At 58.3% G+C, this 23966-nt stretch carries 24 protein-coding genes; 13 read left to right on the top strand and 11 right to left on the bottom strand.

The genetic code is table 11. The annotated features are described in order from the left end of the window. Window positions 1–447, top strand: a 447-nt coding sequence (locus IQ265_RS27385; protein WP_194059535.1) for an FHA domain-containing protein, incomplete at its 5' end; no start/stop codon positions are given. A 74-nt stretch (window positions 448–521) separates the two neighbouring features. On the opposite strand, the gene IQ265_RS27380 is transcribed toward IQ265_RS27385, so the two are convergent. Then, window positions 522–839, bottom strand: coding sequence for a hypothetical protein (locus tag IQ265_RS27380; RefSeq protein ID WP_228037693.1), 318 nt, complete (start codon window positions 837–839; stop codon window positions 522–524). Window positions 840–1063: 224 nt separating this feature from the next. On the opposite strand from IQ265_RS27380, the gene tmk reads away from it, so the two are divergent. From tmk to IQ265_RS27365, 3 genes are all read left to right on the top strand, one after another. Then, window positions 1064–1747: a dTMP kinase gene (tmk, locus tag IQ265_RS27375; RefSeq protein ID WP_194052083.1), complete on the top strand. Its 684-nt coding sequence runs from the start codon at window positions 1064–1066 to the stop codon at window positions 1745–1747. Then, window positions 1720–2676: a DNA polymerase III subunit delta' gene (locus IQ265_RS27370; protein WP_347404927.1), complete on the top strand. Its 957-nt coding sequence runs from the start codon at window positions 1720–1722 to the stop codon at window positions 2674–2676. The genes tmk and IQ265_RS27370 overlap by 28 nt, the downstream gene beginning before the upstream one ends. A 64-nt stretch (window positions 2677–2740) precedes the next feature. After that, entirely contained in the window at window positions 2741–3403 is a 663-nt protein-coding gene (locus tag IQ265_RS27365) for a DUF4145 domain-containing protein (protein ID WP_228037692.1), read from the top strand. Window positions 3404–3561: 158 nt separating this feature from the next. Here IQ265_RS27365 and IQ265_RS27360 read toward each other — a convergent pair whose 3' ends face one another. Then, window positions 3562–4596, bottom strand: a complete 1035-nt coding sequence (locus IQ265_RS27360; protein ID WP_228037691.1) for a hypothetical protein — start codon at window positions 4594–4596, stop codon at window positions 3562–3564. 313 nt (window positions 4597–4909) lie between these two features. On the opposite strand from IQ265_RS27360, the gene IQ265_RS27355 reads away from it, so the two are divergent. Further along, the gene (locus IQ265_RS27355; protein ID WP_194052081.1) at window positions 4910–6523 is read left to right on the top strand and encodes a histidine kinase N-terminal 7TM domain-containing protein; all 1614 of its coding nucleotides are present in this window, start codon (window positions 4910–4912) and stop codon (window positions 6521–6523) included. A 38-nt stretch (window positions 6524–6561) separates the two neighbouring features. On the opposite strand, the gene IQ265_RS27350 is transcribed toward IQ265_RS27355, so the two are convergent. Continuing rightward, window positions 6562–7167: a CAP domain-containing protein gene (locus IQ265_RS27350; RefSeq protein ID WP_228037690.1), complete on the bottom strand. Its 606-nt coding sequence runs from the start codon at window positions 7165–7167 to the stop codon at window positions 6562–6564. A 114-nt stretch (window positions 7168–7281) separates the two neighbouring features. Then, complete coding sequence (locus IQ265_RS27345; protein WP_194052077.1) at window positions 7282–7785, bottom strand: DUF4168 domain-containing protein; 504 nt, start codon at window positions 7783–7785, stop codon at window positions 7282–7284. Window positions 7786–8198: 413 nt separating this feature from the next. On the opposite strand from IQ265_RS27345, the gene IQ265_RS27340 reads away from it, so the two are divergent. The 3 genes from IQ265_RS27340 to IQ265_RS27330 all read left to right on the top strand — a co-directional run bounded on the left by IQ265_RS27340 (window position 8199) and on the right by IQ265_RS27330 (window position 10310). Further along, a complete protein-coding gene (locus IQ265_RS27340) occupies window positions 8199–8384 on the top strand; it encodes an NAD(P)H dehydrogenase subunit NdhS (RefSeq protein ID WP_106873072.1) in 186 nt (61 codons plus the stop codon). Between the two features lie 2 nt (window positions 8385–8386). Then, the gene (locus IQ265_RS27335) at window positions 8387–9043 is read left to right on the top strand and encodes an HAS-barrel domain-containing protein (RefSeq protein ID WP_194052076.1); all 657 of its coding nucleotides are present in this window, start codon (window positions 8387–8389) and stop codon (window positions 9041–9043) included. Window positions 9044–9128: 85 nt separating this feature from the next. Then, the gene (locus IQ265_RS27330; RefSeq protein WP_194052075.1) at window positions 9129–10310 is read left to right on the top strand and encodes an FAD-binding oxidoreductase; all 1182 of its coding nucleotides are present in this window, start codon (window positions 9129–9131) and stop codon (window positions 10308–10310) included. 131 nt (window positions 10311–10441) lie between these two features. Here the strand turns inward: IQ265_RS27330 and murB are convergent, their stop codons facing one another. Next, window positions 10442–11368: a UDP-N-acetylmuramate dehydrogenase gene (gene murB, locus IQ265_RS27325; RefSeq protein WP_194052074.1), complete on the bottom strand. Its 927-nt coding sequence runs from the start codon at window positions 11366–11368 to the stop codon at window positions 10442–10444. Window positions 11369–11427: 59 nt separating this feature from the next. Continuing rightward, window positions 11428–12975: a UDP-N-acetylmuramate--L-alanine ligase gene (gene murC / locus IQ265_RS27320; protein ID WP_194052073.1), complete on the bottom strand. Its 1548-nt coding sequence runs from the start codon at window positions 12973–12975 to the stop codon at window positions 11428–11430. A 524-nt stretch (window positions 12976–13499) separates the two neighbouring features. Here murC and IQ265_RS27315 point away from each other — a divergent pair. Then, window positions 13500–14513, top strand: coding sequence for a type I glyceraldehyde-3-phosphate dehydrogenase (locus IQ265_RS27315; RefSeq protein WP_194052072.1), 1014 nt, complete (start codon window positions 13500–13502; stop codon window positions 14511–14513). Window positions 14514–14638: 125 nt separating this feature from the next. Here IQ265_RS27315 and IQ265_RS27310 read toward each other — a convergent pair whose 3' ends face one another. Then, a complete protein-coding gene (locus tag IQ265_RS27310; protein WP_194052071.1) occupies window positions 14639–15619 on the bottom strand; it encodes a tetratricopeptide repeat protein in 981 nt (326 codons plus the stop codon). A gap of 391 nt (window positions 15620–16010) precedes the next feature. On the opposite strand from IQ265_RS27310, the gene IQ265_RS27305 reads away from it, so the two are divergent. Then, on the top strand, window positions 16011–17630 hold the full coding sequence (locus IQ265_RS27305) for a radical SAM protein (RefSeq protein WP_194059533.1): 1620 nt from the start codon (window positions 16011–16013) through the stop codon (window positions 17628–17630). A gap of 71 nt (window positions 17631–17701) precedes the next feature. Here IQ265_RS27305 and IQ265_RS27300 read toward each other — a convergent pair whose 3' ends face one another. Both IQ265_RS27300 and IQ265_RS27295 read right to left on the bottom strand, forming a co-directional pair. Continuing rightward, the gene (locus IQ265_RS27300; RefSeq protein ID WP_194052051.1) at window positions 17702–18208 is read right to left on the bottom strand and encodes a pentapeptide repeat-containing protein; all 507 of its coding nucleotides are present in this window, start codon (window positions 18206–18208) and stop codon (window positions 17702–17704) included. Window positions 18209–18359: 151 nt separating this feature from the next. After that, window positions 18360–18797, bottom strand: a complete 438-nt coding sequence (locus IQ265_RS27295; RefSeq protein WP_228037688.1) for a thioesterase family protein — start codon at window positions 18795–18797, stop codon at window positions 18360–18362. Window positions 18798–19039: 242 nt separating this feature from the next. On the opposite strand from IQ265_RS27295, the gene IQ265_RS27290 reads away from it, so the two are divergent. Then, window positions 19040–19894: a universal stress protein gene (locus IQ265_RS27290; protein ID WP_194052049.1), complete on the top strand. Its 855-nt coding sequence runs from the start codon at window positions 19040–19042 to the stop codon at window positions 19892–19894. Between the two features lie 303 nt (window positions 19895–20197). Then, window positions 20198–20914 (top strand): heme oxygenase (biliverdin-producing), encoded by a 717-nt coding sequence (locus tag IQ265_RS27285; RefSeq protein ID WP_194052047.1) that lies wholly within the window; start codon window positions 20198–20200, stop codon window positions 20912–20914. Here the strand turns inward: IQ265_RS27285 and IQ265_RS27280 are convergent. Then, window positions 20856–21161 carry a hypothetical protein gene (locus IQ265_RS27280; protein WP_194052045.1) on the bottom strand — a complete coding sequence of 102 codons (306 nt, stop codon included), beginning with the start codon at window positions 21159–21161 and terminating at the stop codon, window positions 20856–20858. The genes IQ265_RS27285 and IQ265_RS27280 overlap by 59 nt on opposite strands. A gap of 164 nt (window positions 21162–21325) precedes the next feature. On the opposite strand from IQ265_RS27280, the gene lnt reads away from it, so the two are divergent. Beyond that, window positions 21326–22939: an apolipoprotein N-acyltransferase gene (lnt, locus tag IQ265_RS27275; RefSeq protein WP_194052043.1), complete on the top strand. Its 1614-nt coding sequence runs from the start codon at window positions 21326–21328 to the stop codon at window positions 22937–22939. A 114-nt stretch (window positions 22940–23053) separates the two neighbouring features. Here lnt and IQ265_RS27270 read toward each other — a convergent pair whose 3' ends face one another. Further along, window positions 23054–23953, bottom strand: a complete 900-nt coding sequence (locus IQ265_RS27270) for an EamA family transporter (protein ID WP_194052041.1) — start codon at window positions 23951–23953, stop codon at window positions 23054–23056. Window positions 23954–23966: the final 13 nt, after the last annotated feature.

The raw sequence follows: 23966 nt of genomic DNA, 5'->3' as shown, positions 1-23966 counted from the left end.
CATACCAAACTTAGTAATATTCTCATTGTTGAAGACAGCAAAGGCCGTCGAGAAATTGTTTTAGACGGTTCGGTGTACTCCATTGGGCGCGACCCAAAGTGCGATATTCGGCTGTCGTCGCAGTTTGTGTCGCGGCACCACGCCACCCTGGTGCAGCTGCCCAAAGACGACGATACTTTTTATTACCGTATCGTAGACGGCAACTTGAAGGGCAAACCCAGCGCCAACGGCATGCTGATCAACGGGCGCAAGCTCCAGGCCCACGACCTTAAAAACGAGGACGAAATCGTCTTTGGCCCCCAGGCCCGCGCTATTTACTATCAGCTCAAGCGCGACAGCCAGTCTACCCTCCCCCCCGACGAGTTTGATATCACTCTAATCAGCCCCAATATGGTTGAAGAGGGTGAAGAGGATGGGACAGACTTGGACGACGATACAGAGATCTAGGCCTGCCCATTGAGGAGGACTTTCACGTTTGCTGGTACTGGATTATGCACGCCAGTCTAACAACAGCAAATGACCTAGACCAGAGCTACAATCGCTTGGTTGACGGCGCTAAACACCTGCTCGCAGTGGTTGTCGTGCCTGAGCGGTAGCTCTTCGTTTTTGACTACAAGATTGACGCAGCCAGACCCTGCAGCTACGGTAGGTTGGTTAATCAGCACTTCGATTGTCGTGAGCTGGGAGAGCGACACTCGGCCGGGCTGCTCTTTGGCGACTAAATAATCGCCGTTTTCGTAGACCATGTGCAACCCAAAGGCTTGCAGCGAGCTGATGATAGCGTCTCGCAGCCGAGAAGTTGTCTCGGGAACAGGGAGAGAGTTTGTATAACGGGCCATAGGCGTCCTTTGCTGAGACCGTAACAACTATTGCTCAGTGCCAGGTCGATGGCGACTCGTGTTTAGTTCCCCAACGAACCCACTTGACCCAGAACGTGGCAAATCCTGGGTTTGTATCCTTATGTATAGCATAATTTTTGTGGAGGGTCAGGGGTGCGGTCTTGTAGCTGAGGCGACAGGTCTTGCTTGTAAGCTTGAGGGGGCAACTACTAGAGTATGGGCCAATGCCGGGTAAACTGCTGGTTTTTGAAGGGGTAGAGGGCTGTGGTAAATCGACTCAGCTGCAGATCTTGCACGCTGCTTTGCTAAAACACGACAGCCTCCAGCAGCTCCAGCGACGGAGCTTGATTTCCCAGGTTTTGGCTACGCGTGAGCCAGGGGGTACAGAGCTGGGTCTGGGGTTGCGCCAGCTGCTGCTGGGCGATCGCGGTGGGGCTTCGATGGCGAGCCGGGCCGAGCTGTTGCTGTATGCTGCCGATCGCGCCCAGCATGTCGAAGAGGTAATTAAACCCGCACTGGCCGAGGGCTGTTGGGTGCTGTGCGATCGCTTTATCGACTCCACCGTGGCCTACCAGGGCTACGGCCGCGGTCTAGATTTGGGGCTGATCGACCAGCTCAACCAGGTGGCCACCGGGGGGCTGGTGCCCGACCTCACCCTCTGGCTCAGGCTCGATGCCGAGGTGGGCTTAGCCCGCACCCGCCAGCGGGGAGCCGCCGATCGCATGGAGCAGGCCAATCTGGCCTTTCACCAGCGGGTGCAGGGGGGCTTTGAGGCACTGGCCCAGCAGCACCCAGACCGGGTTGTGGCCATTGACGCAGTGGGGTCTGTAGAGGCTGTCGCTGCCGAAATTTTTGCCGTTGTAGAAGGGTATTTGCAGCAGTGGTACGCCCCCAGTTTGACGGCCTAGTGGGCCAAGCGACCGCTGTGGCCCTGCTCTGCCGCGCGATCGAGCAGCGGCGGGTTGCCCCCGCCTACCTGTTTGCTGGCCCCCACGGGGTGGGGCGGCGGCTGGCAGCAGAGCAGTTTGCGGCAGTTCTCTTTGCCCCTGATGCCGAGAATCCATCCCCCACTCTTAGCCGTCGGATTGCCCAGCGCAACCACCCTGACCTGCTGTGGGTGGAGCCCACTTATCTGCACCAGGGCCGACTGATCGGGGCATCTCAGGCGATGGAGGAAGGGATTAGCCGCAAAAGCCCGCCCCAAACCCGCCTGGAGCAGGTGCGCCAGATTGCTCAATTTTTGGGTCGCCCGCCCTTAGAAGCGCCGCGCGCCGTGGTGGTGATTGAGGCCGCCGAAACGATGGCTGAAGGAGCCGCTAACGGACTGCTTAAAACTTTAGAAGAACCGGGTCAGGCCACTATCATTCTGCTTGCCCCCGGCCCCCAGGCGCTGCTGCCCACCCTGGTGTCGCGCTGCCAGATGATTCCCTTTCAGCGGCTGAATGCGACGGATATGGCGACGGTGCTTGAACGGGTGGGACAGGAGGAAGTGCTCCAGCAGCCACAGATGCTGGCAATGGCCCAGGGTAGCCCGGGGGGGGCGATCGCGGCCTACAATCAGCTCCAAACTATCCCCGCTGACCTACTCACCGCCCTGCACCAGCCCCCTCGCACCCTACGCGATGCCCTCGACCAGGCCCGCCAGGTAGCCAAGGCCCTCGACACCGAAGCCCAGCTCTGGCTGCTTGACTACCTGCTCAACTGGTACTGGCAGAACTACCCAACCGAGAGCCAGCTCTGGCTGCTCAAACTTGAAGCCGCCAAAAGCTACCTGCGCCGCTTCGTGCAGCCCCGCCTGGTATGGGAAGTCATGCTGATGGATTTGGTAAAGCCGTAAAAAATCTACAAATCAGCGCATTGTTGCCAATGTTTAGTGCTATTGACTAATTGGAGTTTCTATCTTGAACAAGCTTTTCAGGCAACGTTTCGATGAGTTAGAAGCTCAAGCCATTCAAGTTGAAGCTTCTAAATCAATGCACCACAATGAAGGATTTGGTAGTCGTGAATACGTTGATGATGATTTTTTCTCGAACTGGAAAGTAAAAGTTAAAGACCTCCTATCAAAAGTTTGCGGTGAAGAATCTCAGTACTTTCAGCAGTTTGAGACAAAAGAGACTGGCATACTTTATGAAACGAACTACGATATCTTTAAAAGTCTAAAGGCTATCTTCTTGGCGGCAAAGGAAGATTTCGAAGGTGGATATCTTTCGTCGATGAGAGCGCTTGTTCAGGCGGAGGTTTTTGACTCTGAACTTGAACAAGCAAATGAATTGTTAAATAGCGGTTACTCTACGGCAGCGGCTGTCGTGGCGGGAGTTGTATTGGAAACAGCACTGCGAGAGCTATGTGAAAAGGAAGGTATTTCAGTTGCAAGGCTAGATAAGATGAATGCTGATCTAGCTAAAGCTGGTGTATACAATAAGTTTATACAAAAACGAATAACTGCCTTAGCAGATATACGAAATAGTGCAGCTCATGGCAAACCTAATGAGTTTGCAGAGGACGATGTGATTGACATGATTAAATATGTCAATCAATTTCTAGCAAATTATCTAATAAGTTAACATGCATAGGCAATCCGCTGAGTAGGCCGGAAAGTGTTTTACACCGAGTCCAGCTTGGGAGCGGCAATTTGCCCAAAGACAGAGCTCCACTTCTGAACTTGGATGAGGTTTAGTCTCGTGGGGTGCATTCGCGCAGCAATGCACCTCAGGAGTTTGTACTAATCTTCCTCCACCATCAGTCGCCAGCGGATGGTTTGGGCGGTGACGCTGTCGATTTCGCCCAGGCGCACCTGCACGGTTTCGCTGGTGACGGGGCCGAGGGCGGTGAGCAGGGCGCGCAGGTGAGGGGTGCTTTCGCCGCTGTCTACAAAGACCCGTTCTGCTAACTGGTTGAGGCGCTTCCAAGCGGTAAAGAGTTTGACGGCGGTTTGTTCGATTTGAGCGGCCTGGGCCACCATATCTGCTGCAGAGTTGAGGCAGCCCACCCGCAGGGCTTCTTCGAGGGCGAGTTCGAGGTCAATGCCGCTGGCTTCAAGCAGTTGTACCTGGTTGGCGGAGGCCAGGTATTTGGAGAGGTAACGGGCCTCAGCGGTGACCTGCTTGAGGGTGTCGAGGTCGGGGTTTAGCTCGACCTCGGTTTTGAGGGTGCTCTGGTGGACGGCGGGCAGCTTCTCCATCTCCTTGACCAGGGGCGCGATGTAGCGGGTAGGAATGGTGTTGTTGGCGGCTTTTTCCCGCAGGGTTTCGGGAATCAGATCGGAGGTCATGGCGGCCCACTCATTGGCCACCTGGCGCACTTCGCGGCGGGTGATGTGGTCGCCCTTGCGGGCGGAGTCGCTGACGAGCTGCTGCACTTCGGGAGCCGACTTGGCGGTTTCGACAAAGGCGCGCTTGCTGAACTGGTTGACTTCCTTGGGGGTGAGCATGCCCGCGTCGAGCAGCTGGTCGGCGCTCTCGGCTAGCTCGATTAGATTGTAGGCGTGGCTTTTGGTAATTTCGCGGTCTTTGAGCCAGTTGAGAAAGCCGGTGCCGCGCCCGTCGCCGCCGCGCTTTTCGCGATCGCGCACCGTCCGCAAAATTCGCCCGCGCCAGATATCGGTTTGCAGATCGAAGCGATCGCACACCTGCCAGGCGGCTTCCATCTGCTGATTAAACTCGTAGTCAGAGAGGTTTTCGTCGTTGGGGTCGGGCAGGGCAAGGGGCAGCTCTCCCGCCTGCATTGCTGACTCAATTGCCTCAGAAGAATAGGGCATTGCCGCCGTCATACCGTTGATACCACACGCACAGGCTGTCCATTCTCCCACGTCTGCCCGCGTTAAGGGTGCGATCGGGCTCAATGAGTTCTGGGCTGCGGGTGCGGTGCCGGGCGCAGGGGCTAACGTACCCGCATCATGGCTTTAGCAGCGAATTGGGACTAAATTAAAAACAAAGTTTGGTACCCTTTGCCAGAGAGGGGCAAAGGCAGGCTAGTCAAGCGGGAAAACTGAGCAGATGAGGGCAACCGCACTGCATCAGGTTCTGCCCCTGTGCCTCTGCTGTCACCCCGTGGGGTCAATTAGCTGCTCCATGGACTTTCAACTTAACCTTTCCTTTGGTGTGCTCGCCCTTACGGCGGTGATCAACGTGCTGGTTGCCAGTATGGCCTGGCAGCGGCGGGGGGCAACGCTGGCACGCACCTATTTTTCGCTCATGATGGTGGCGGCCACCTTTTACGCGGTGGTAGCCGCTATGGAGGCAGGGTCGGTGGCGATCGCCGACAAGATTTTTTGGTCTACGCTGGAATACGTTGGCACCGGCGGTATTATCGTTTTCTTTCTTTTGTTTGCTGAGGCGTTTGCCCGCGAGCGATCGCGCTTTAGGCCTAAGCAACTGGTGCAGCTCAGTTTCTGGCCCCTGTTCAACGTTATTTTGGTGGCCACAAATAGCTGGCACCATTGGGTCTGGACTGCGGTTTTGCCAGGCCTACCGCCCAGCACTAGTGCTGTTTACGAGCACGGCCCTGGCTATTTTTGGATCCTTAGCTGCATTTATCTGTACGGTCTGCGGAGCTTTCAGCTGTTGGCCCACGCCACCTTTCGCGGTGGACCTTTACGACGGCGGCAGGCGCTGTTTTTGCTGCTGGGGGCGCTGTTTCCCTATGTCAGCGGCGCACTCTATTCTTTAGAAATCACCCCCGCTGGCCTAAACCTTACCCCGATGTCGTTTATGGCAACGGGGCTCTTTTTCTTTTGGGCACTCTTTCGCATGGGTGCGTTTGATGCCGTGCCCATTGCCCGCGAAATGTTAATCGAGCATTTGCAGGACGGTGTTATTGTTGTCGACTTGCAGCATCGGATTGTTGATATCAACCCCCAGGGGCGATCGCTGACAAGTCTAAAGGGCGACTGCCTGGGGCGATCGCTCCACTTAGTTCTGGCCGATTTTCCAGAACTTTTGAACAACTATGACCACGGCCTAGAAACACCCTTTGGTCTTTGGCTAAACTCTCAACCTCTGCTCTATGCCACTGTTCAAATCTCGCCCCTGAGCGATTACCAGGGCCAAATTCACGGGCGGTTGCTCATACTGCACGATATTACTAAGCGTTACCAGGCAGAGGTAGAACTGCGCCAGGCCAATGACCGCCTTCAACATCAGCTAGAAGAGATCAAATTTCTGCAGGCCAGCTTAAAAGTGCAGGCCAGACATCAGTTGACCGGACTATTCAATCGCCACTACCTCAGCGAGATTTTACCCAAAACCCTACAAAAGGCAGAACAGGCGGGCTATTCAGTAGTCTTTGTCATGTTTGATATCGACCACTTTAAGCACATCAACGACACCTTTGGGCACCGAGTGGGCGATCTGGTACTCAAGTCTTTTAGCCAAATTCTTCTACAACAGATGGAGGCGGATGATATTCCGTTTCGGCTCGGTGGTGAGGAGTTTTTGGTCGTGTTTCCTGGGCTAGCGCTGAATGCTGGTCAGCAGCGAGCCGAGGCCATTCGCCGGACATTTGAGACCTTGTCAGTTCCCTGGTCAGGGGCCGAGGTGAAAACGACTGTATCTGGCGGTGTCGCCATTTTTCCCAACCAGGGCATCAATGACGATGACTTGCTCCACGCCGCCGACCTAGCGCTCTACGAGGCTAAAAAAACAGGGCGTAACCGAATTGTCTGCTCCGGCAGCCTGCACTGCTAACCCATTGAGCAGTCAATGCCTGGAGCCATAGTTAAATTTTATAGAGGGCGCATAAATAACTGAGTGAAGTAATAGGTGCTGCCCCTCTGCCAGACGCCGACTCCTGTTTCGGTAAAGCCCGATCGCAGAATGTTCTCCCGGTGTCCGGGGCTATCCATCCAGCCCTGCACGGCTAGGGGGGCAGGGTCGGGGGCGTTGGTGCTGGTAAACAAATTTTCGCCCACCATCGTGTAGGGAATATTGGCGTTTGATACCCGTTGGGCTGGCCCATCACCGGCTGGGCTGACGTGGCCAAAAAAGTTTTCGTCCGCCATCCGCTGGCTATACTGGCGCGCTACCTGAGCCAGTGGCCCATTGGGCTGTAGTGGGTTGAGACCTTCCTGCTGACGAATCTGGTTGATGCGTTCGTAGACCAGGGTTTCCATGGCGGCGGCCGCCGCCGACTGAGCTGCTTCGGCGTCTGGTGCAGCGGGGGGCTCTCGCCCAATGCGAGTGATCGGCGGAATGCGTTCAACCAGTTGTTCTAGATCAGTAGCCAAGTCGGTGGGCTCGCAACCGACCAGGGCTAGGGCGATCGCCATAAAACCGACGGCTTGCAGCACCTGGGCAGACCGACCTTGGGCAGAATTCTTTGGAAAAGGCATGGGCGGCAGTTTGAATCGAATAGCCCTGGCCATTCCTGGGAGGACGAGCACGCCGCACCAGGGTATGACCAGGGCTGTTTTTAAGAGTTTAATCTGTGTAAATTGGTGGCCGCGTTACCCACCGCTGCTGAGCCGTTCGACAATGGCCTGTTGCAAGGCGGGGTCTTGCTGCGCCTGGGCTAAAATTTGCTCAAACTCTTCGACAGTCAACTCTTCAGCCACGATCGCGGCCTGCATGTCCTCGCGAGCCCCTTCCCTCAGGGTGGCGACCTGGGCGGCGGCGGCGGCAAACTGCTCAGCCTGCTCGGCGGGCACTTCGGCAGCAGTTTCGGGTGACTGCTGCGACTCAGCGATCGCATTGTAGTCGTCTACCGTGAGCCCCTCGGCCTCAACGGCGGCAACCAGTTCGGCCTGTACCGATTGCTGAATGGTCTGAATCGCTTGATAGGCGCTGACAAAACGGTCAATTTGGCCCTCAGATACCTCCATCGCGGCGGGCTGTTCGGACTGAGCGGGGGCTTGGGTGGGGGCCTCTTGGCCCTGGGCGATCGCAGCCGCAGGCACACCGAGCATGAGGGTGGCGGCCAGCAGACTCTTGAACAGGGTTGACGGTTTCATAGCGATTATCCTCGCAATATCATCAGCCGCAAACTTCGCTGAGAAAGTTTGCAGCGGGCGCTGGCGTAACAGCGCCCATGGGTTGACACCCTATGGGGCAATCATGGCTGCGCTATGACGGTCATGTGACGATGGTGTGACAGCGGTGCGAGCTGCCGCCCCAAGTTCTCCCCAATTTCCTCAAGTTCTTTCCCACTACTTAGAAACGCCACTGGGTTAGGACAGGTCCGGTGTAGGGGGCATTGCACTGCAATGTCCCTACCGGAGGATTCCGCCTATTAAAGTTAAAGTGTCCTAACTAAATAAACTGCGGCAGTATCGAATCGGTGCCCCTGGTTTCTAGGCCTCACTCCAGGTGGCAAAGGCTGACTATGCCTTAAACTGTAGGGGCAGATCAAAAGCATTATGTAGCCATGATTTTTCCTGGGGCTCCGGTTACGGTCGTTAACGTCAACGATACTTACTACGGTTTTCAGGGCCTGGTGCAGCGCATTACCGACGGCAAGGTAGCGGTGCTGTTTGAGGGCGGCAACTGGGACAAACTCGTCACCTTTAATATGTCGGAACTGGAGCCAGTGAGCTCCGGCAAGCGGCGCTAGCCATGCGGTTGCCCCTGCCCCAGACCGCCGCCCAGGCGCGTCAGCCCGATCACATTGCCGAAGTGATTGAGACGGCGACCACCGAGTTTTTGGCCCAGTGTCTAGAGCCAGAAGCCCTGGCATTTTCGGCTATGCCCCCCTTTGGCAGCTGGGTCACCGCCGTCGATGAGGAATCGGGCAACACGATCTACGGCGTGGTGTATCACGCCACCACCAGCCCCATTGACTCGGTGCACCGGGCGCGAGCGCTGGGCCTGTCGCTGGAGGATCTGCGCCAGCAGCAGCCGCAGATCTTTGCCATGCTCAAGACCGAGTTCAAGGCCGCGATCGTAGGATTTCGCGCCCCCGATCTGGCCGGGCAGCCCCTGGGGCCGCTGTTTCAGCACCTGCCGCCGCGTCCACCCCAGGTGCATCAGGCGGTGTACTGCTGCACCTCTGAAGCGGTAATTGAGTTCACTGAACAGCTCGATTTTTTGAGAACGCTGCTGGCCATGGGCAGCGCCCCAGTAGATAGTCTGGTGGCGGCGGTGCTGCGCCAGGGCTACCAGCTGCGCAAGCTCGATCGTTCCTGGCTGGTAGCTGCGGGCCGCACCTTGAGCATTTTTTTGAAAGATGACTACGATCGCCTGCGAATCATTCTGGGGCAGGTCTACGCGTGAGGCCTAAGGTTCAAGGTGTAAGGCTCAGGGCAAGGAACCTATTTTTCCCTTAAACTCTACCCGTTGAACCCTACACCTTTACCCCATGCAAACCTTTGACTGGATTGTAGTTGGCAACGGCCTGGTGGGGGCGGCGGTCAGCTACGAACTGGCTCGGTGCGGATTCTCTGTACTGCTGCTCGATCGCGCTCTCGAACCCGGCAATGCTACCCGCTACAGCTACGGCGGCATCCCCTACTGGTCGGGCAGCACCGCGCTCACCCAGCAGCTTTGCCGCGAAGGCATTGCCAAGCACCGCCAGCTCAGTGAAGAACTCGAGGGCGACACCGAGTTTCGCGAGCTAGACCTGGTGCTAACCCTGGCCGCAGACGGCGATCCTAAAGCTGCCGCCGAGCCCTACGCCAGCTGTGCAACGCCGCCCCAGTTTGTGTCTGCTGCCGAGGCCAAAGCGCTAGAGCCGCTGCTGAATGAGGCTGCGATCGCAGGGGCCTTCACCGTTCGCCACGGCCATGTCTCGCCAGTCGCTCTGGTGAAGGCTTACAATCAGGCGTTTCAGCGCTTGGGCGGCACCCGGATTGTGGCCTCTGTGGTGGATCTGGTTCGCATCAAAGATCGCGTCACCGGAATTTTGACGACCGAGCAGGCTTACCCCGCCAAGCATGTGCTAGTAGCGGCTGGGGCTTTTAGTCGGGCTCTGTTGCGTCAGGTCAAACTTACCGTGCCGCTCTACTACACCTATGCCGAACTGATTGAAACACCGCCCCTAGACCTCACCCTGCGGGCCTTGATCATGCCTGCCCAGACCGAGCGCTTTGCTATGGAGGCCAAGGCCAGCCAGCCCAGCACCGATGCCCAGTGGGATCAGCCGGGGCACGAGCTAACCCCAGCCATCCTTGACTGCGGCGCGATTCAGTTTTTAGATGGCCACCTTTGTCTGGGCCAAATTAGCCGCACCCTCACCAACCTGGAGGCAGAACTGGATGCGGCAGAGAGCGATCGCAGGCTGCGATCCGCGATCGCAGCCCCAATTCCGACCCTGGCCAATGTGCCCGGCACCTGGCGCTACTGTCGAGTTAGCTTTAGCCGCGACGGGCTGCCCCTGGTAGGTGGTATCCCTGGGGTCGAAGGACTGCACCTCATGGCTGGGTTTAGCGCTCCCTTTGTGTACCTGCCGCCCGTGGCCCAGCGCTTTGCCCAGGCGGTGGCGGGTGAGCCCGACCCTGCGATCGCGGCCATGGCGATCGATCGCTTTGCTCAAAACTCCTGATACCGAATCCTACTTAGTTACCCCGCTTGGTGGGGTTGTGGCACTGTCATGCCCAGCTAGGTTAGTTTGCCTCGCCATCTATAGCGGCGACAGTTACCCCACCTTATGAAGCCTTAATTTCAGCCCAAGAACTAAGCTAGAGCGTGGCCGTCTGCAAACTCGCCCACAAACTTGACCTCTGTCTGAAGCTGAACGGCCCAGCGATCGGCTACCTCGGTTTGAATATGGTGGATTAACTGACGAATGTCGGCTGCGCTAGCCCCGCCCAGGTTCACAATAAAGTTGGCGTGGCGCTCAGATATCTGGGCATTGCCCAGGCGGTAGCCCTTAAGCCCGCTCTGCTCAATCAGAGACCCGGCCGTATGGGGGTAGGGGTTGCGAAACACGCTGCCGCAGTTGGGCTTGTCGTAGGGCTGGGTAGCCCGCCGCTGGTTAAGCCCGGCCAGGGTATCGGCGACTACCACAGCTGGGTCGTGGCCTGGCTCTAGCTGAAACGTGGCCTCCAGTACCACCACATGCTGCCGTCCCTGCAGGGTCGAGGTGCGGTACCGAAAGCCCAAGTCGGCAGGGGAGAGCGATCGCAGGCCGTTGGCTGGGTCGAGCACGGTAGCCGACGTCAGCACATCGGCGGTGCAGCCGCCGTGGGCTCCGGCATTCATGACCACCGCACCACCCACGGTACCCGGAATGCCCACCGCCCACTCCAGCCCGCGACAGCCGCGCTTAGCGGCTTTCCAGGCCAGCGTTGGCAGCGGTTCGCCAGCGGCTACGGTGACTCGCCCCGCTCCATCAAACCGGGTGCTGCGCCAGCGGCGGGTACAGAGAACCAGGCCCGCAATGCCGCGATCGCCGATCAGCAAATTTGACCCGGCCCCCAGCGAGGTAATAGGAATGCCAGCGCCAACCGCCCAGTCTAAAACCTGCTGAAATTCGTCCTGGTGGCGGGGCATCGCCAACCACTCAGCTGGCCCGCCCACTCGAAAGGTGGACAGCGGCTGTAGCGACACCTGTGGTTTCAGGCAGGCCAGGGTTGGTGCAACCCCGAGGGTTTGGTTCATGTCCCCAGTGCTCAACGGTTGTTCCCAATGCTAGCCAAATGTGTGGGGGTTGCCGCTGTTCAGCAGGCTTCCTGAAGCGACGGCACCTCTGCCTCGGCATAGTAGGCCATCACCTGAGGAATGATCTGGTTGAGGTTGCCGGCCCCCATAAACAGCACCAGATCGCCCGGACGCAGGCTGTGGGCCAGGGCCGCCTGAATGTCGTCTAGGGTATGGCCGTAGAGCACGCGGGGGTGCGAATGGGCCACGGCATCGGCTAGCTGACGCCCCGAGACCCCAAAGGTATTGCTCTCACCCGCGCTGTAAATGTCGGCCATAATCACCTGGTCGGCATCGCCAAAGGCCTCGGTGAAGTCGTTGAGCAGCGCTGCTGTGCGGCTAAAGCGATGGGGCTGAAACACCGCTACCACTCGGCGACCCTCGTAGGCATGGCGGCTGTCGGCCAGCGTCGCTGGCAGCGTTTGATCGGCCTTGATGCGCGCCGCTGCCAGCGTTGCCCGAATCTCGCTGGGGTGGTGAGCGTAGTCGTCAAAAAACTGAATGCCGCTGTAGCTGCCCCGGTGCTCGAAGCGGCGGCGGGCTCCGCAAAAATTCTCTAGGCTATCAGCGATATCGCCAAAGGCAACACCCAAATGACGCCCCACCGCCACGGCGGCCAGCGCGTTGCTGAGGTTGTGGCAGCCCAGCACTCGCAGGTGCAGCAGCCCCAGAGGCTGCCCCTCTTCCCACACCAGGGCGGAAGTGCCATCGGCCCCAAACTGAACATCGGTGACGTAGTAAGTCGCGCCGGTAGATGGCTCCAGGCTGTAGGTGACGTCTGGAGTGAGGCTGGTGCGTACCACCGCGCAGTCGGCACTGGCGACCAGCAGCCCGCACTGGCGCTGGAAGGTTTGGAAGGTGGCAACGACCTGCTCTAAATCGTGGTAGTGATCGGTGTGGTCAAGCTCAATGTTGGTGACAACGCCAATGCTGGCCGACAACTTAGCCAGGGTGCCGTCTGACTCGTCGGCCTCTGCTACCAGGTAAGGCCCCTGGCCCAAGCGGGCATTGCCGCCCCAGCTGGAAACTTCGCCGCCGACCACGATGGTGGGGTCGAGATTGGCGTTGAGCAGCATGTGGCCAATCATGCTGCTGGTGGTGGTTTTACCGTGGGTTCCGGCCACCGCAATACTGCTGTATTCTTGGATCAGCGCCGCCAGCAGGTCAGAGCGGTGCAAGATCGGGCAACCCAGCTCTAGGGCCGCCTGGTACTCAGGGTTGCGGACGTCGATCGCAGTGGAACAAACCACCTGAGGAGTAGCGTCTGAAGCCAGGGCAGCAGGCTTAGGCTCTACCACGAGGCTAGACCCAGTGCTGGCCCACTCTGTGGCAGCGGCTAGCACCGACGGGTCGGAGTTGAGAAAATAGCTCAGGTTGGCGGCCTCTTGCTGCCAAAAAATGTGGGCTCCGGCCTCTTGCAGGCGACGGGTAATGTGGCTAAGGCGCAGGTCAGACCCCGATACTGGCAGGTTGCGCTTGGTCAGAATGTAGGCCAATGCCGACATGCCAATGCCCCCTATCCCAATGAAATGAAAGGGCCTGCCGGTAAAATCTACGGAAATCGGCATCGTTACACTCCTTAGAACACCACACCACACCAAGTGTCAGGCGTAATCATAGCAAGAATTGCCAGATTGGCCTAAACATCGGCATTAGCCTGCCCAGATTGCCGCTGCCTGTTCTTCAAATGCCCTAGCGGTGCAAGAGGAACAGGCGATCGCCCCTAGGGGTAGCGCCCCAGTGCTTGCTATGCCTGAGGTCTACCTATTCCTAGGCTGGGCTTTTATCTATACATTGCACGATGGCCGACCTTTGGAATCTGGATATATATAGAGACTGCAAGAACTGCATAGCAATTTTCTATGAAATTCAAATAAATAGAGTAGAAATGCTTATGCTACTTTCTGGGCTTGATCCCCGAGGGCCGCTGCTGCTGGGCATAGCAACCTATTCATAGAGTTTTGAGGTCTATTTTCAATAATGAATAGATTCAGTTCAATGGCTAGCCCCTATAAAGTGGATCATGCTTTGCGATATTATGGTGTCGTCTAAGAATAGATACCTAGTCGACTACAACAGAGGGTTAAACGCAGTGGTTAGAGTAGCAATTAATGGTTTTGGCCGCATTGGTCGTAATTTTCTGCGCTGCTGGTTGACGCGCGAAAACAGCCAGCTTGAGGTGGTGGCTATCAATGACACGTCTGACCCCAAGACTAACTCCCACCTGCTGAAATACGACTCTATGCTGGGTCGCCTCGACGCTGATATCAGCGCTGGAGAAGACACTCTGATTGTTAACGGTAAGACGATTAAGTGCTACTCCGATCGCAACCCCAACAACCTGCCCTGGGCGGCTTGGGACATCGATCTGGTGATTGAGTCTACCGGCGTGTTTGTCAGCGAAGAGGGTGCCTCTCGCCACATCGAAGCCGGGGCCAAAAAGGTGCTGATCACCGCTCCTGGTAAGGGCGGCGGCATTGGTACCTACGTGATGGGGGTCAACCACGAAGACTACAGTCACGACAAAAATAACGTGGTGAGCAACGCCAGTTGCACCACCAACTGTCTGGCTCCGGTCGTCAAGGTGCTCAACGACAACTTTGGCATCATCAAAGGCACCATGACCACCACCCACAGCTACACCGGTGACCAGCGCCTGCTCGATGCCAGCCACCGCGACCTGCGCCGGGCTCGCGCCGCTGCGCTGAACATTGTGCCCACCACCACCGGGGCCGCCAAGGCTGTAGCCCTGGTTATTCCTGAAATGGAGGGCAAGCTGAACGGGATTGCCCTGCGGGTACCCACCCCCAACGTGTCGGTGGTTGACCTGGTGGTTCAGGTCGAAAAGCCCGCGATCGCAGACCAGGTCAATCAGGTGCTAAAGTCTGCCGCCGAAGGCTCGATGAAGGGCATTTTGGCCTACAGCGACCTGCCTCTGGTGTCGATCGACTACCGCAAGACCGACGAGTCTTCGATCGTTGACTCTAGCCTGACCATGGTAATGGGCGGCGACATGGTGAAAGTAGTGGCCTGGTACGACAACGAGTGGGGCTACAGCCAGCGGGTAGTTGACCTGGCTGAACTGGTGGCCTCTAAGTGGCAGTAGATACCAAGAGCAGCGATGGAATTAACCAACGCTGCCCTGGTTAGGTGATATTCCCAAATGACATCCATTAGAAAGGGGGACGCAGCTGCGTCCCCCTTTTTGTGTTAGCCACACGAAATTTCTGGCTACATCGAGGGTAGCTCTGGCCGCAGCACCGCTACCCGCGCTTCGCTCAGCGCCACATAGCTGCGCTTGAGGTCATCGATCAGGCTGGCAGCGCCTTTGGTGTCGCCTAGGGCACAGGCGATCGACAGGTGGTGCTGGAGATGCACGATCGCTCGGTTGTGGTCACCCATGGCAATGCTCGCCAGGGTGAGCTGGGTGAGTACGCGGCGGGTAGTGCGGGTGTCGAGCTTGCCCTCGCCGTTTTCGCTGACGCTCAGCAGACGTTCGTAGCAGTTGACGGCCTGGGCATACTCGCGCAGGGTGAGGTAGGTATTGCCCAGGTTTTGCAGAATTTGCAGCTTGGTGGTGCGATTCGCGCAGCGATCCGTTCCGGAATCGCCCAGTGTGGTGGCCATCATGAGACTGGCCTCGTAGAGGGTGGCTGCCTGACGGGTTAACCCCTTGGCGCGGTAGACCATGGCCAGGTTGTTGAGCGATCGCATTTCGCCGGGGCGATCGCCAATTTTTTTAGCTATAGTCAGGCTTTGGCCCATGTACTCTAGCGCCCGCTGCAGGTTGCCCAGGTGGCGATAGCTGTTGCCCAGGTGGCCCAGGATCTGCTGCATCAGATCATCATCACCTAGCTCACGGGCCACGCGCAGGCACTGCCGACCGTAGTCTGCCGCCCAAAGGTAGTCGGCCACCCGGTAGTAGAGGTGGGCCAACGTGAGCAATACTTTGGCCTGACGCTCTTTGTCACCCAGGTTGCGGTAGCTCTGAAGCGCCTGCTGTAGCAGGGCCAGGGCTGGGGTGTACTGCCCCTTCCGCAGGTGGGCCAGTCCTTGCTTGAGCCACTGGGACGCCTCGGCGGCCTGGCACTGGTGGTAGCCCTGGGCGATGCGCTCGGCCTGAGCGAGTAGGGACGGATCGCGGGGAATCCGTACGGTGGCCTCATCGGCAAGAATATAGGTGGGGCGCATGGGAGGAGTTGGGGGAGTCATAGGCCGAATCCGCAGGACTACTGCGGGTGCATCTAGAGGGTTGTCATCACAGGCAGGTAGCTAGGTAGATCGCGTTGTCTTAATCGTAGGTTTATGCTCCCTAGGTTGACACCGTGCTTTTACGACATATTGTCTGGGCATACCCCTACCTCCTGCGCAAATCAACTGATATTTTCTCGATTTGTGTGAGCAAAGATGTCGCTGTTGAGAAATCTGGGTGAGTTTGAGGTGGCCTAGTCCACTGTCTTTGTAAAGCTCGCTAGTCTGCCCCGTAGTTTTACCGGCCGGAGCTGCGGCTACCAAAGCCTCCGCCCTGGCTTTGAGGTTTAGGCCTACTGATTAGGCTGGCACTGATTACACTGGAGAAGCTGCATCGTTTTAGCGCTAACCCTTGGCCCCCCTCCCCCTTCACGACGAAACTCTGCTGTTTGAACCCGCCGCCGCTAATGACGATGCGCTGGCGGTGGTGTTTGCCTTCCCCAATCAGTACACCGTGGGCATTACCAGCCTGGGCTACCAGGTGGTGTGGGCGACCTTGGCCCGCCGGGCCGACATCAGCGTTAGCCGCCTGTTTACCGATGGCTCCGAGCCGCTGCCCCCGACGATAGACGTGCTGGGCTTTTCGCTTTCCTGGGAGCTAGACTACGCCAACCTGCTCACCCAGCTCGAAACCCTTGATATTCCCATCTTTGCCAGCGATCGCACCGAAGCTCACCCCCTGCTCTTCGGCGGCGGCCCGGTGCTGACCGCCAACCCTGAGCCCTTTGCCGACTTTTTTGATGTGATCTTGCTAGGGGATGGCGAGACGCTGCTGGACGATTTTTTTGACGCGCTGGTTGAGCTAAAATCCGCTAGCCGTACACAAACCCTGCGCCGGCTAGCGGCGGTGCCTGGGGTGTATGTGCCGTCGTTGTACAGCGTCACCTACGAGGGGCCGACTGGCGGGGTGCGGGCGATCGCCCCTGTGACCAGCGAAATCCCTGCTACCGTACAAAAGCAGACCTACCGGGGCAATGTGCTTTCGGCCTCGACCGTGGTTACCCCCCACGCCGCCTGGGAAAACATCTTTATGGTGGAGGTAGTGCGCAGCTGCCCCGAGATGTGCCGCTTTTGCCTGGCCAGCTATCTGACGCTGCCGTTCCGCACCGCCAGCCTGGAAGACTCGCTGCTGCCCGCCATTGAGCAGGGGCTGGCGGTGACCAATCGGCTGGGGTTGCTGGGGGCGTCGGTGACCCAGCACCCCGAATTTGAGACCCTGCTGGATTATTTAAATCAGCCCCAGTTCGACGATGTGCGACTCAGCATTGCCTCGGTGCGCACCAACACCGTCACCCCGAAGCTGGCCGAAACCCTCACCCGCCACGACACCCGCTCGATCACCATTGCGATCGAGAGCGGCTCGGAGCGGGTGCGCCAGATTGTCAACAAAAAGCTTGAGACCGACGACATTGAGCGCGCCGCTGTCAACGCCAAAGCTGGTGGCCTCAGCGCTATGAAGCTCTACGGCATGGCGGGAGTGCCGGGCGAAACCATGGCCGACCTGGAGCAAACCGTTGCCCTGATGCTGCGGCTCAAAAAAGCGGCCCCCGGCCTGCGCCTCACCTTTGGGTGCAGCACCTTTGTGCCCAAGGCCCACACCCCCTTTCAATGGTATGGCGTGAACAAGGAGGCCGAAAAGCGGCTCAAATACCTGCAAAAGCACCTGCGCTCTAAGGGCATTGACTTTCGGCCCGAAAGCTATAACTGGTCGGTGATTCAAGCGCTGATCTCGCGGGGCGATCGCCGCCTTGCCCCCGTGCTCGAACGGGTGCGCCACTACGGCGATAGCTTAGGCAGCTACCGCCGCGCCTTCAATGACTTTCAGGGCCAAATTCCACCGCTGGAATACTACGTCCACGAAGACTGGGATTTGCATCAGCCGCTGCCTTGGGATCACCTGCTGGGGCCGCTGCCCAAGGCCACCCTGCAAAAGCACTTTGACTCGGCAGGGGTGGAAGTAGTGGCGGTGTGAGGACGCTGTGTGAGGTAGACCCCCGAGGGCAAACGACCGTTTGCCCCTACCTCATCCAACCATCCACCCATTTACCGACAGCCCAAACTGTCTCTGGTCGCCACTCCAGTAATTTCATTCACGCCGTCGGCGTACTTGCACATTTGGGCGACCTGAAAGCGATCGATAATCGCTCCTGAGAAATCGGCCCCGGTGATGTTAGCCTCGCCAAAGCTGCTGCTGGTGAGCAGGGCATCGGTAAAGATGGCGTTGGACAGGTCAGCGCCGTCAAAAATGACGCGATCGGCGAAGGTGCCCGACAGGTCGGCAAACGAGAGGTTGGCCCGCAAAAACGAGGCCTTGGTCAGAATAGTTTTGCTCAGGTTGGCCTTTCTAAAATTGGCCTCCCGCATTTCTGCCGCCGCAAAGGAGGTGCCCGAGAGCTGCTTGCCCGAAAAGTCGCGGAAGCTGAGGTCGGTGAGGGTGTAGTCAACAGTGTTGTCCTGGGCGTAGGCGGCGGGGGTAATGCCGCACCAGCCAGCGATCGCAACGACCAGAGTGCAGACTACAGCGAGGGCTTGGGTGAGGGTGAAGAACATAGTTGGGGCAACCGTAGAATGGGCAAGGGGGCCAGGCCGTGCCCAGCCAAACTTAGCGCTAGAGCGCATTGGGCACACTTTGCTCATCCTACAAAGTTTTGGGCTAAGTTTTGAGGCCGGGGTTTTGGGGTAGCGCAGACCAATGCCTGCATCAAAGCATAGTCGCTAGGGCCGTTTGCAGGGGGTCGGGCAGGCGGCGCAGCACCCGCCGAGTTTTGACATCGACCGGAACCAGCGTCACGCTGCCCTCAATACAGGTTTCCTGGGTAGCGGCATTTTGAATGTCGTAGTGCCACACGAAGCGTACTCCTTTAGCTGGCCCCAGGCGGGCTTTGACTAGGGCCGTGTCGCCCATGGTGAGCGATCGCCGATATTTCAACCCCAAATCTACCACCGGCAGGTCAACGCCAGCCTTGACCCAGTCGGCAAAGCTCAGCCCACAGTCGCTGAGGTAGTTCACCCGCGCTTCCTCCATCCAGGCGATGTAGGTGCCGTGCCAGACAATACCTGCGTAATCGGTGTGGTGGGGCTGCACTACGACCCGGTGCTCATACCAGTGGTAAGGGTTGATCAAGGTTGTTTCACGCATCGATCTGCCGGTTGGGCAGACTCTACTACAAATTATGAATCGCGCCAAAATAGGCTCAAAACCAGTGCCTATGATGATTGAGAACACATTAACTCACTTTTACATCCCGTTGATCCGCTGTTTTAGCGGAGTGAGATGAGGCATAGCCTAGGATCCTTGCGGTCACCCATCGGGGCACCTGCTGTGGTTCTACCAGTGTCCGCTCAGCCCTATGCCGTCGAGCGCAACCCTACGAGGACATCATGATAGAAAAAATTCTTTTGGCCGATTCTGGCACTGGCAATACCGAAGCCATGATGAAGGCGCTAATGAATATTCCCCTGGTGCAGCGAGCCTCGATCACGGTGCTGCACGTCGTGCCCTCTCAGGTGTCTGCCGAAACCATGGCCGAGCGCTGGGAAGCCGGGGGGCGCACCCTGGCTGCCGCCATTACCAACCTCAACCTCGACCCCAGCCGGGTAAACGCCGTGCTGCGGGAGGGCGACCCCAAAGATGTAGTGATTCGGGTCGCCGAAGAAGTCGATGCCGACCTAATCATCATGGGGTCGCGGGGCTTGCAGGGGCTAAAGGCCATTCTCGAAAACTCGGTCAGCCAGTACGTATTTCAGCTGTCGTCGCGGCCCATGCTGCTGGTCAAAGATGATCTTTACAGCATTCGCCCCACTAAGCGGGTGATGGTGGCGATGGATAAGTCGGACTCAGCCAAGGAGGGTTTGAACATTGCCATTTCGCTGCTGCGCGATATTAAGGGCGGCGAGATCACGCTGGTGCACACGGTGTCGAGCCTCAAGACCAAGCCCTTTGATGTGGCGAGCAGCGACCCCAACCAAGACCCCATTTTGACCAATGCCCTAGCCGAGGTGAAGCGGTACGGCATCGACTACAAGCTAGCGGCCCCCGAGGGCAAGCCCGGTCGCCGCATTTGCCAGCTGGCCGAAGAGCGCAACATGGATTTGATCATTCTGGGTTCACCCGATCGCCGTCCTACTATCGCCAAGGGACTGCCCGATTTAGACAAGGTGCTGGGCGAGTCGCTGACCGACTTTGTGCGGGTGTACGCCCCCTGCCCGGTGCTGCTAACTCGAATGGCGGGCTAGGCACCTAGCCGAAAAACTCCTCTACCCCTTGGGCTATGACTTAAGAAAGATGACTTTCGGACAAGTTCTAAGCCTGACTGTGGTTCAATTGTTTCCTTAGAAAAACGGGCTTTCAGTAATAGCCTGTAAAAATTCGTAATGGAAACGGCAATCAAATCGGTCTAAGTTAAACAAACGTGTCCTTTGTAATGGCCAGTTAAGGCGCTCTCATTTTTGGCGCTGAGCCAGTCTGGGCAGGTATTGGCTAACCGAAACTCCGTTTAAACCACACCTTTTAATTCACCCTAGAGCGAGATAGTCAGCATGAGCAGTAACCTATCCACCGAGCTGCGCGAAGGCACCAAGAAGGCCCATACCATGGCCGAAAATATGGGCTTTGTGCGCTGCTTTTTGCGGGGCGTGGTCGAGAAGAACTCTTACCGCAAGCTGGTGGCCAATTTCTATTACGCCTATGCGGCGATGGAGGAGGAGCTGGAGCGTCACAAAGATCACCCCGTTGTCTCCAAAATTTACTTCCCTGAGCTGCACCGCAAGGCCTCGTTGGAGTCTGACCTGGCCTACTACTACGGCCCCAACTGGGCAAATGAAATTTCGATGACGCCTGGCGGTCAGCGCTATGTCGATCGCATTCGCGAGGTGGCGAGCACCCAGCCTGAACTGCTGGTCAGCCATTCCTACACCCGCTACATTGGTGACCTGTCGGGTGGCCAAATTCTCAAGGGTATTGCCCAGCGGGCGATGAACCTCTCCGAGGGTGAGGGAACGGCGTTCTACGAGTTCCCTGAAATCTCCGACGAGAAGGCGTTTAAGGCGAAGTACCGTGAGTCGATGGATGCGGCTCCGGTGGATGAGGCTATGGTGTCCAACATTGTGGAAGAGGCCAACGACGCCTTTGGTTTGAACATGGAGATGTTCAAGGAGCTGGAGGGGAATCTGATCAAGGCGATCGGTCAGATGCTGTTTAATACGTTGACCAGCCGTCGGCGTCGGGGCAGCACTGAGCTGGCGACCGCCGAGTAGATTGGGCTGAGGCTGGAGCGCTAGACTCTAAATTTTCGATTACGGTATTGAGGAAGCGACCTGCGATCGCTTCCTCGATTTTTTTTGGCCGTAGGGTGCATTCGCGCAGCAATGCACCGCTAGTTTGAGCGGGGAAAATGGGTTTCAAAGCCAAATCTACCGCTGGGGGCGTTTCGATTGCCCCCAGACCCCGTCGACCAGGGCCGTGCCGCCGCCCTGGACCCAACGGAAAGGAGTGATTGATCATCGGTTTAAACCTTTGTTCTGCAAACTGACCGCTTGGTAGCTCTGGTAGGGCGAAACGAGGCCCCGTTGAGCCGGCAGCATTGTAGGGTGGGCAGTGCCCACCATGTGATCAGGCCTTCTCAAAAAGCCTGTGTGGCAGGCTAGAAGGAATAGCTGAGGTTGAAAATGAAAGCAGCGGCGACCTGGTTGCGAAAACTAATCTACACCTGGGACTGGCGGCAGGCTAGTTTGGTCGCTCTTAGCGGGGTGCTGATGGCGATCGCGCTACCGCCCCTCAGCCTGTGGCCGCTGGCGTGGGTGGGGCTGGTGCCGCTGTGGTGGGTGGTCGTGGCGACGCCCTCGATCGCTCTGGCGGCGGCCTATGGGCTGCTGTGGGGGTTGGTGTACTACGGTATTTCGCTGGCCTGGATTACGCATTTGCACCCGCTGATGTGGATGGGGGTGCCGTGGCTTAGCAGCGTTGCGATCGCCCTTTCAGCCTGGATATTTATTGTGATTTGGGGCTCGGTCTGTATTGCAGCCTGGGGTGGGGCGATCGCGTGGCTAACCCATCGCTGGCCAGGGCGCAGGGTTTGGACTGTGCTGGCGGGTACGGCGCTGTGGTGCACCCTGGAAACCCTACGCAACTACAGCCCCCTCGACTGGTCGCCCCTCAGCCTTAGCCAAAGCCCCAACAACCTGTGGATACTACACCTCACCCGTCTGTCGGGGCCACAGATTATTTCCGCTATTCTCGTTGCCACCAATGGCTTGCTTGCCGTTGTCCTCACCCCTCATTCCCTCATCCCCTCATCTTTCCCATCCTCCCATCTCCTCATCCCTGCATCCCGCCGCCGCTCCCTTGCCCTTACAGCCTGCGCTCTCGTTTTTGCGAGTCACCTGCTTGGCGCACGGCTCTATGCCCAGGCCGCTCCCGCTGCCGCTGGCCAATCCCTAACCCTGGGGCTGGTGCAGGGCAACGTGCCGACCCGCGAAAAGCTCACTCCCCAGGGTGTGCGGCAGGCGCTAGAGGGCTATACCGAGGGCTACCGATCGCTGGTCGAACAGGGGGTGGCGGCGGTGGTGACGCCCGAAGGAGCGCTGCCGCAGCTGTGGAACCCCAATTCGCCCCAGCTGGCGGCTATGCTGCAAACTGTTGGTCAGGCGGGGGTGCCGCTGTGGCTGGGCACCTTTGCGCCTGTGCCGGGGGAGGGCCGTACGCAGTACACACAAAGCATTTTGGAACTGCGAACCGACGGCCAGTACCACGGGCGCTACAACAAGGTGCAGCTGGTGCCCCTGGGTGAGTACATTCCCTTTGAGGCGCTGTTGGGCCGACTGATTAGCCGCCTCTCGCCGCTGGATAGCTACCTGGTGCCGGGCCAGCCCATGCAGCAGTTTGAGACCTCGGTGGGTAAAGTCACGGTGGGGATTTGCTACGAGTCGGCCTACAGCCGCTTGTTTCGCCGTCAAACTCGGGCGGGGGGTGAATTTGTAGTCACTGCCTCTAACAACGACCCCTACCCGGTGTGGATGATGCAGCAGCACCACGGGTTTGACGTGCTGCGGGCGGTGGAGAGCGATCGCTGGGCGCTGCGGGTTACCAATACAGGCCTCTCGGGCCTGGTCGATAACCACGGTCGCACCCTCTGGCTGGGGGAGCCGCAGACGTATCTCGTTCACCGGGCCGAGCTGGAGCGCCGTCAAACCCTCACCCCCTATGTGCGCTGGGGCGACTGGCTGACGCCCTTGCTGCTGGGACTAACGGTGGCTTGGGGCTGGTGGGGCGTCAGCCGTTAGGTTCATTCAGCCCATAGGGTGTTTGGTCACGCCCGCATCCCCAACCTCTTTTTTCTGGGGGTAAAGGCTGGGGCTGGCAAATAGATGGTTACTGCTGGGCAGTACTCAACTCCTTTAGCTGGGTTTGTTCTCTATTCCAGGCCGCAGAAAATCGAGCGTAGCCAGCAACGCTCCGCCAACAATTAACCCGCAGGCTAGCCCCACCGACCAGGTGGCCTCTGCCCGTCCGGAGACAATCAGCAGCAGGGTTGAGAGCAGCGGTGCCGCGTAGGACAGCGCCCCCAGTACGCGAATATTGCCGTGCTTAACGCCGTAGTCCCAGGTGAAAAAGGCGAGGCCGACCGGCCCCAACCCCAGGCACAAAATCGCTAGCCATTCCCAGGTCGCAGGTACCACCGTAGTCTCAAACAGGGCGTGACAGACCCAGGCCAGCACCGCTGTAGCGCCGCAAAAGCCCCCCACCGCACTGGTCGGAATTGCCCCAAACCGCCGCGAGAGAATTGAGTAGCCCGACCAGGTGAGGGCGCAAACCAGCGCCGCCAGGTACCCGGTGGTGTACTGGGGATCAAAGCTGAAGCCCTGGCCCTTGGTGACGAGTAGACCCGCGCCGAGAAAGCCTGCGATCGCCCCCGCCCCGTGAAACCACCGCAGCCGCTCCCCTGGCAGCAGGGCCGAAAAAAACACAATCAGCAGCGGCCACAGGTAGGCAATTAGACTCGCCTCCACCGCTGGGGCGTGGCGCAGCGCCATGAAGTAGAAAAAGTGGTAGCCGAACAAGCCAACAATGCCGAGCACCCAAACCCGCCAGGGCAGCCTGAGGTGTTGAAGCACGTTGCCCCCAGCCTGCCGCCAGGCCGCTAGGCCAATGCCGAATGCGATCGTAAACGCCATGGCGGTGAGCTGAAACGGCGGTACCGTGCCGCTGAGGTCGGTGAGCAGGGCCAGGGTGGCCCACATGAGTACTGCTGAGAACCCAATTAGGGTCGATCGCCGCTGGTTTGAGGTAGGTGCCACTGCGCATTTCCTC

Origin of the sequence: Nodosilinea sp. LEGE 06152 (assembly GCF_015207525.1) — a bacterium.
Taxonomy (GTDB): domain Bacteria; phylum Cyanobacteriota; class Cyanobacteriia; order Phormidesmidales; family Phormidesmidaceae; genus Nodosilinea.
Note: the sequence above shows the minus strand (reverse complement) of the source record. Positions and strands in the feature narration are given on the sequence as shown.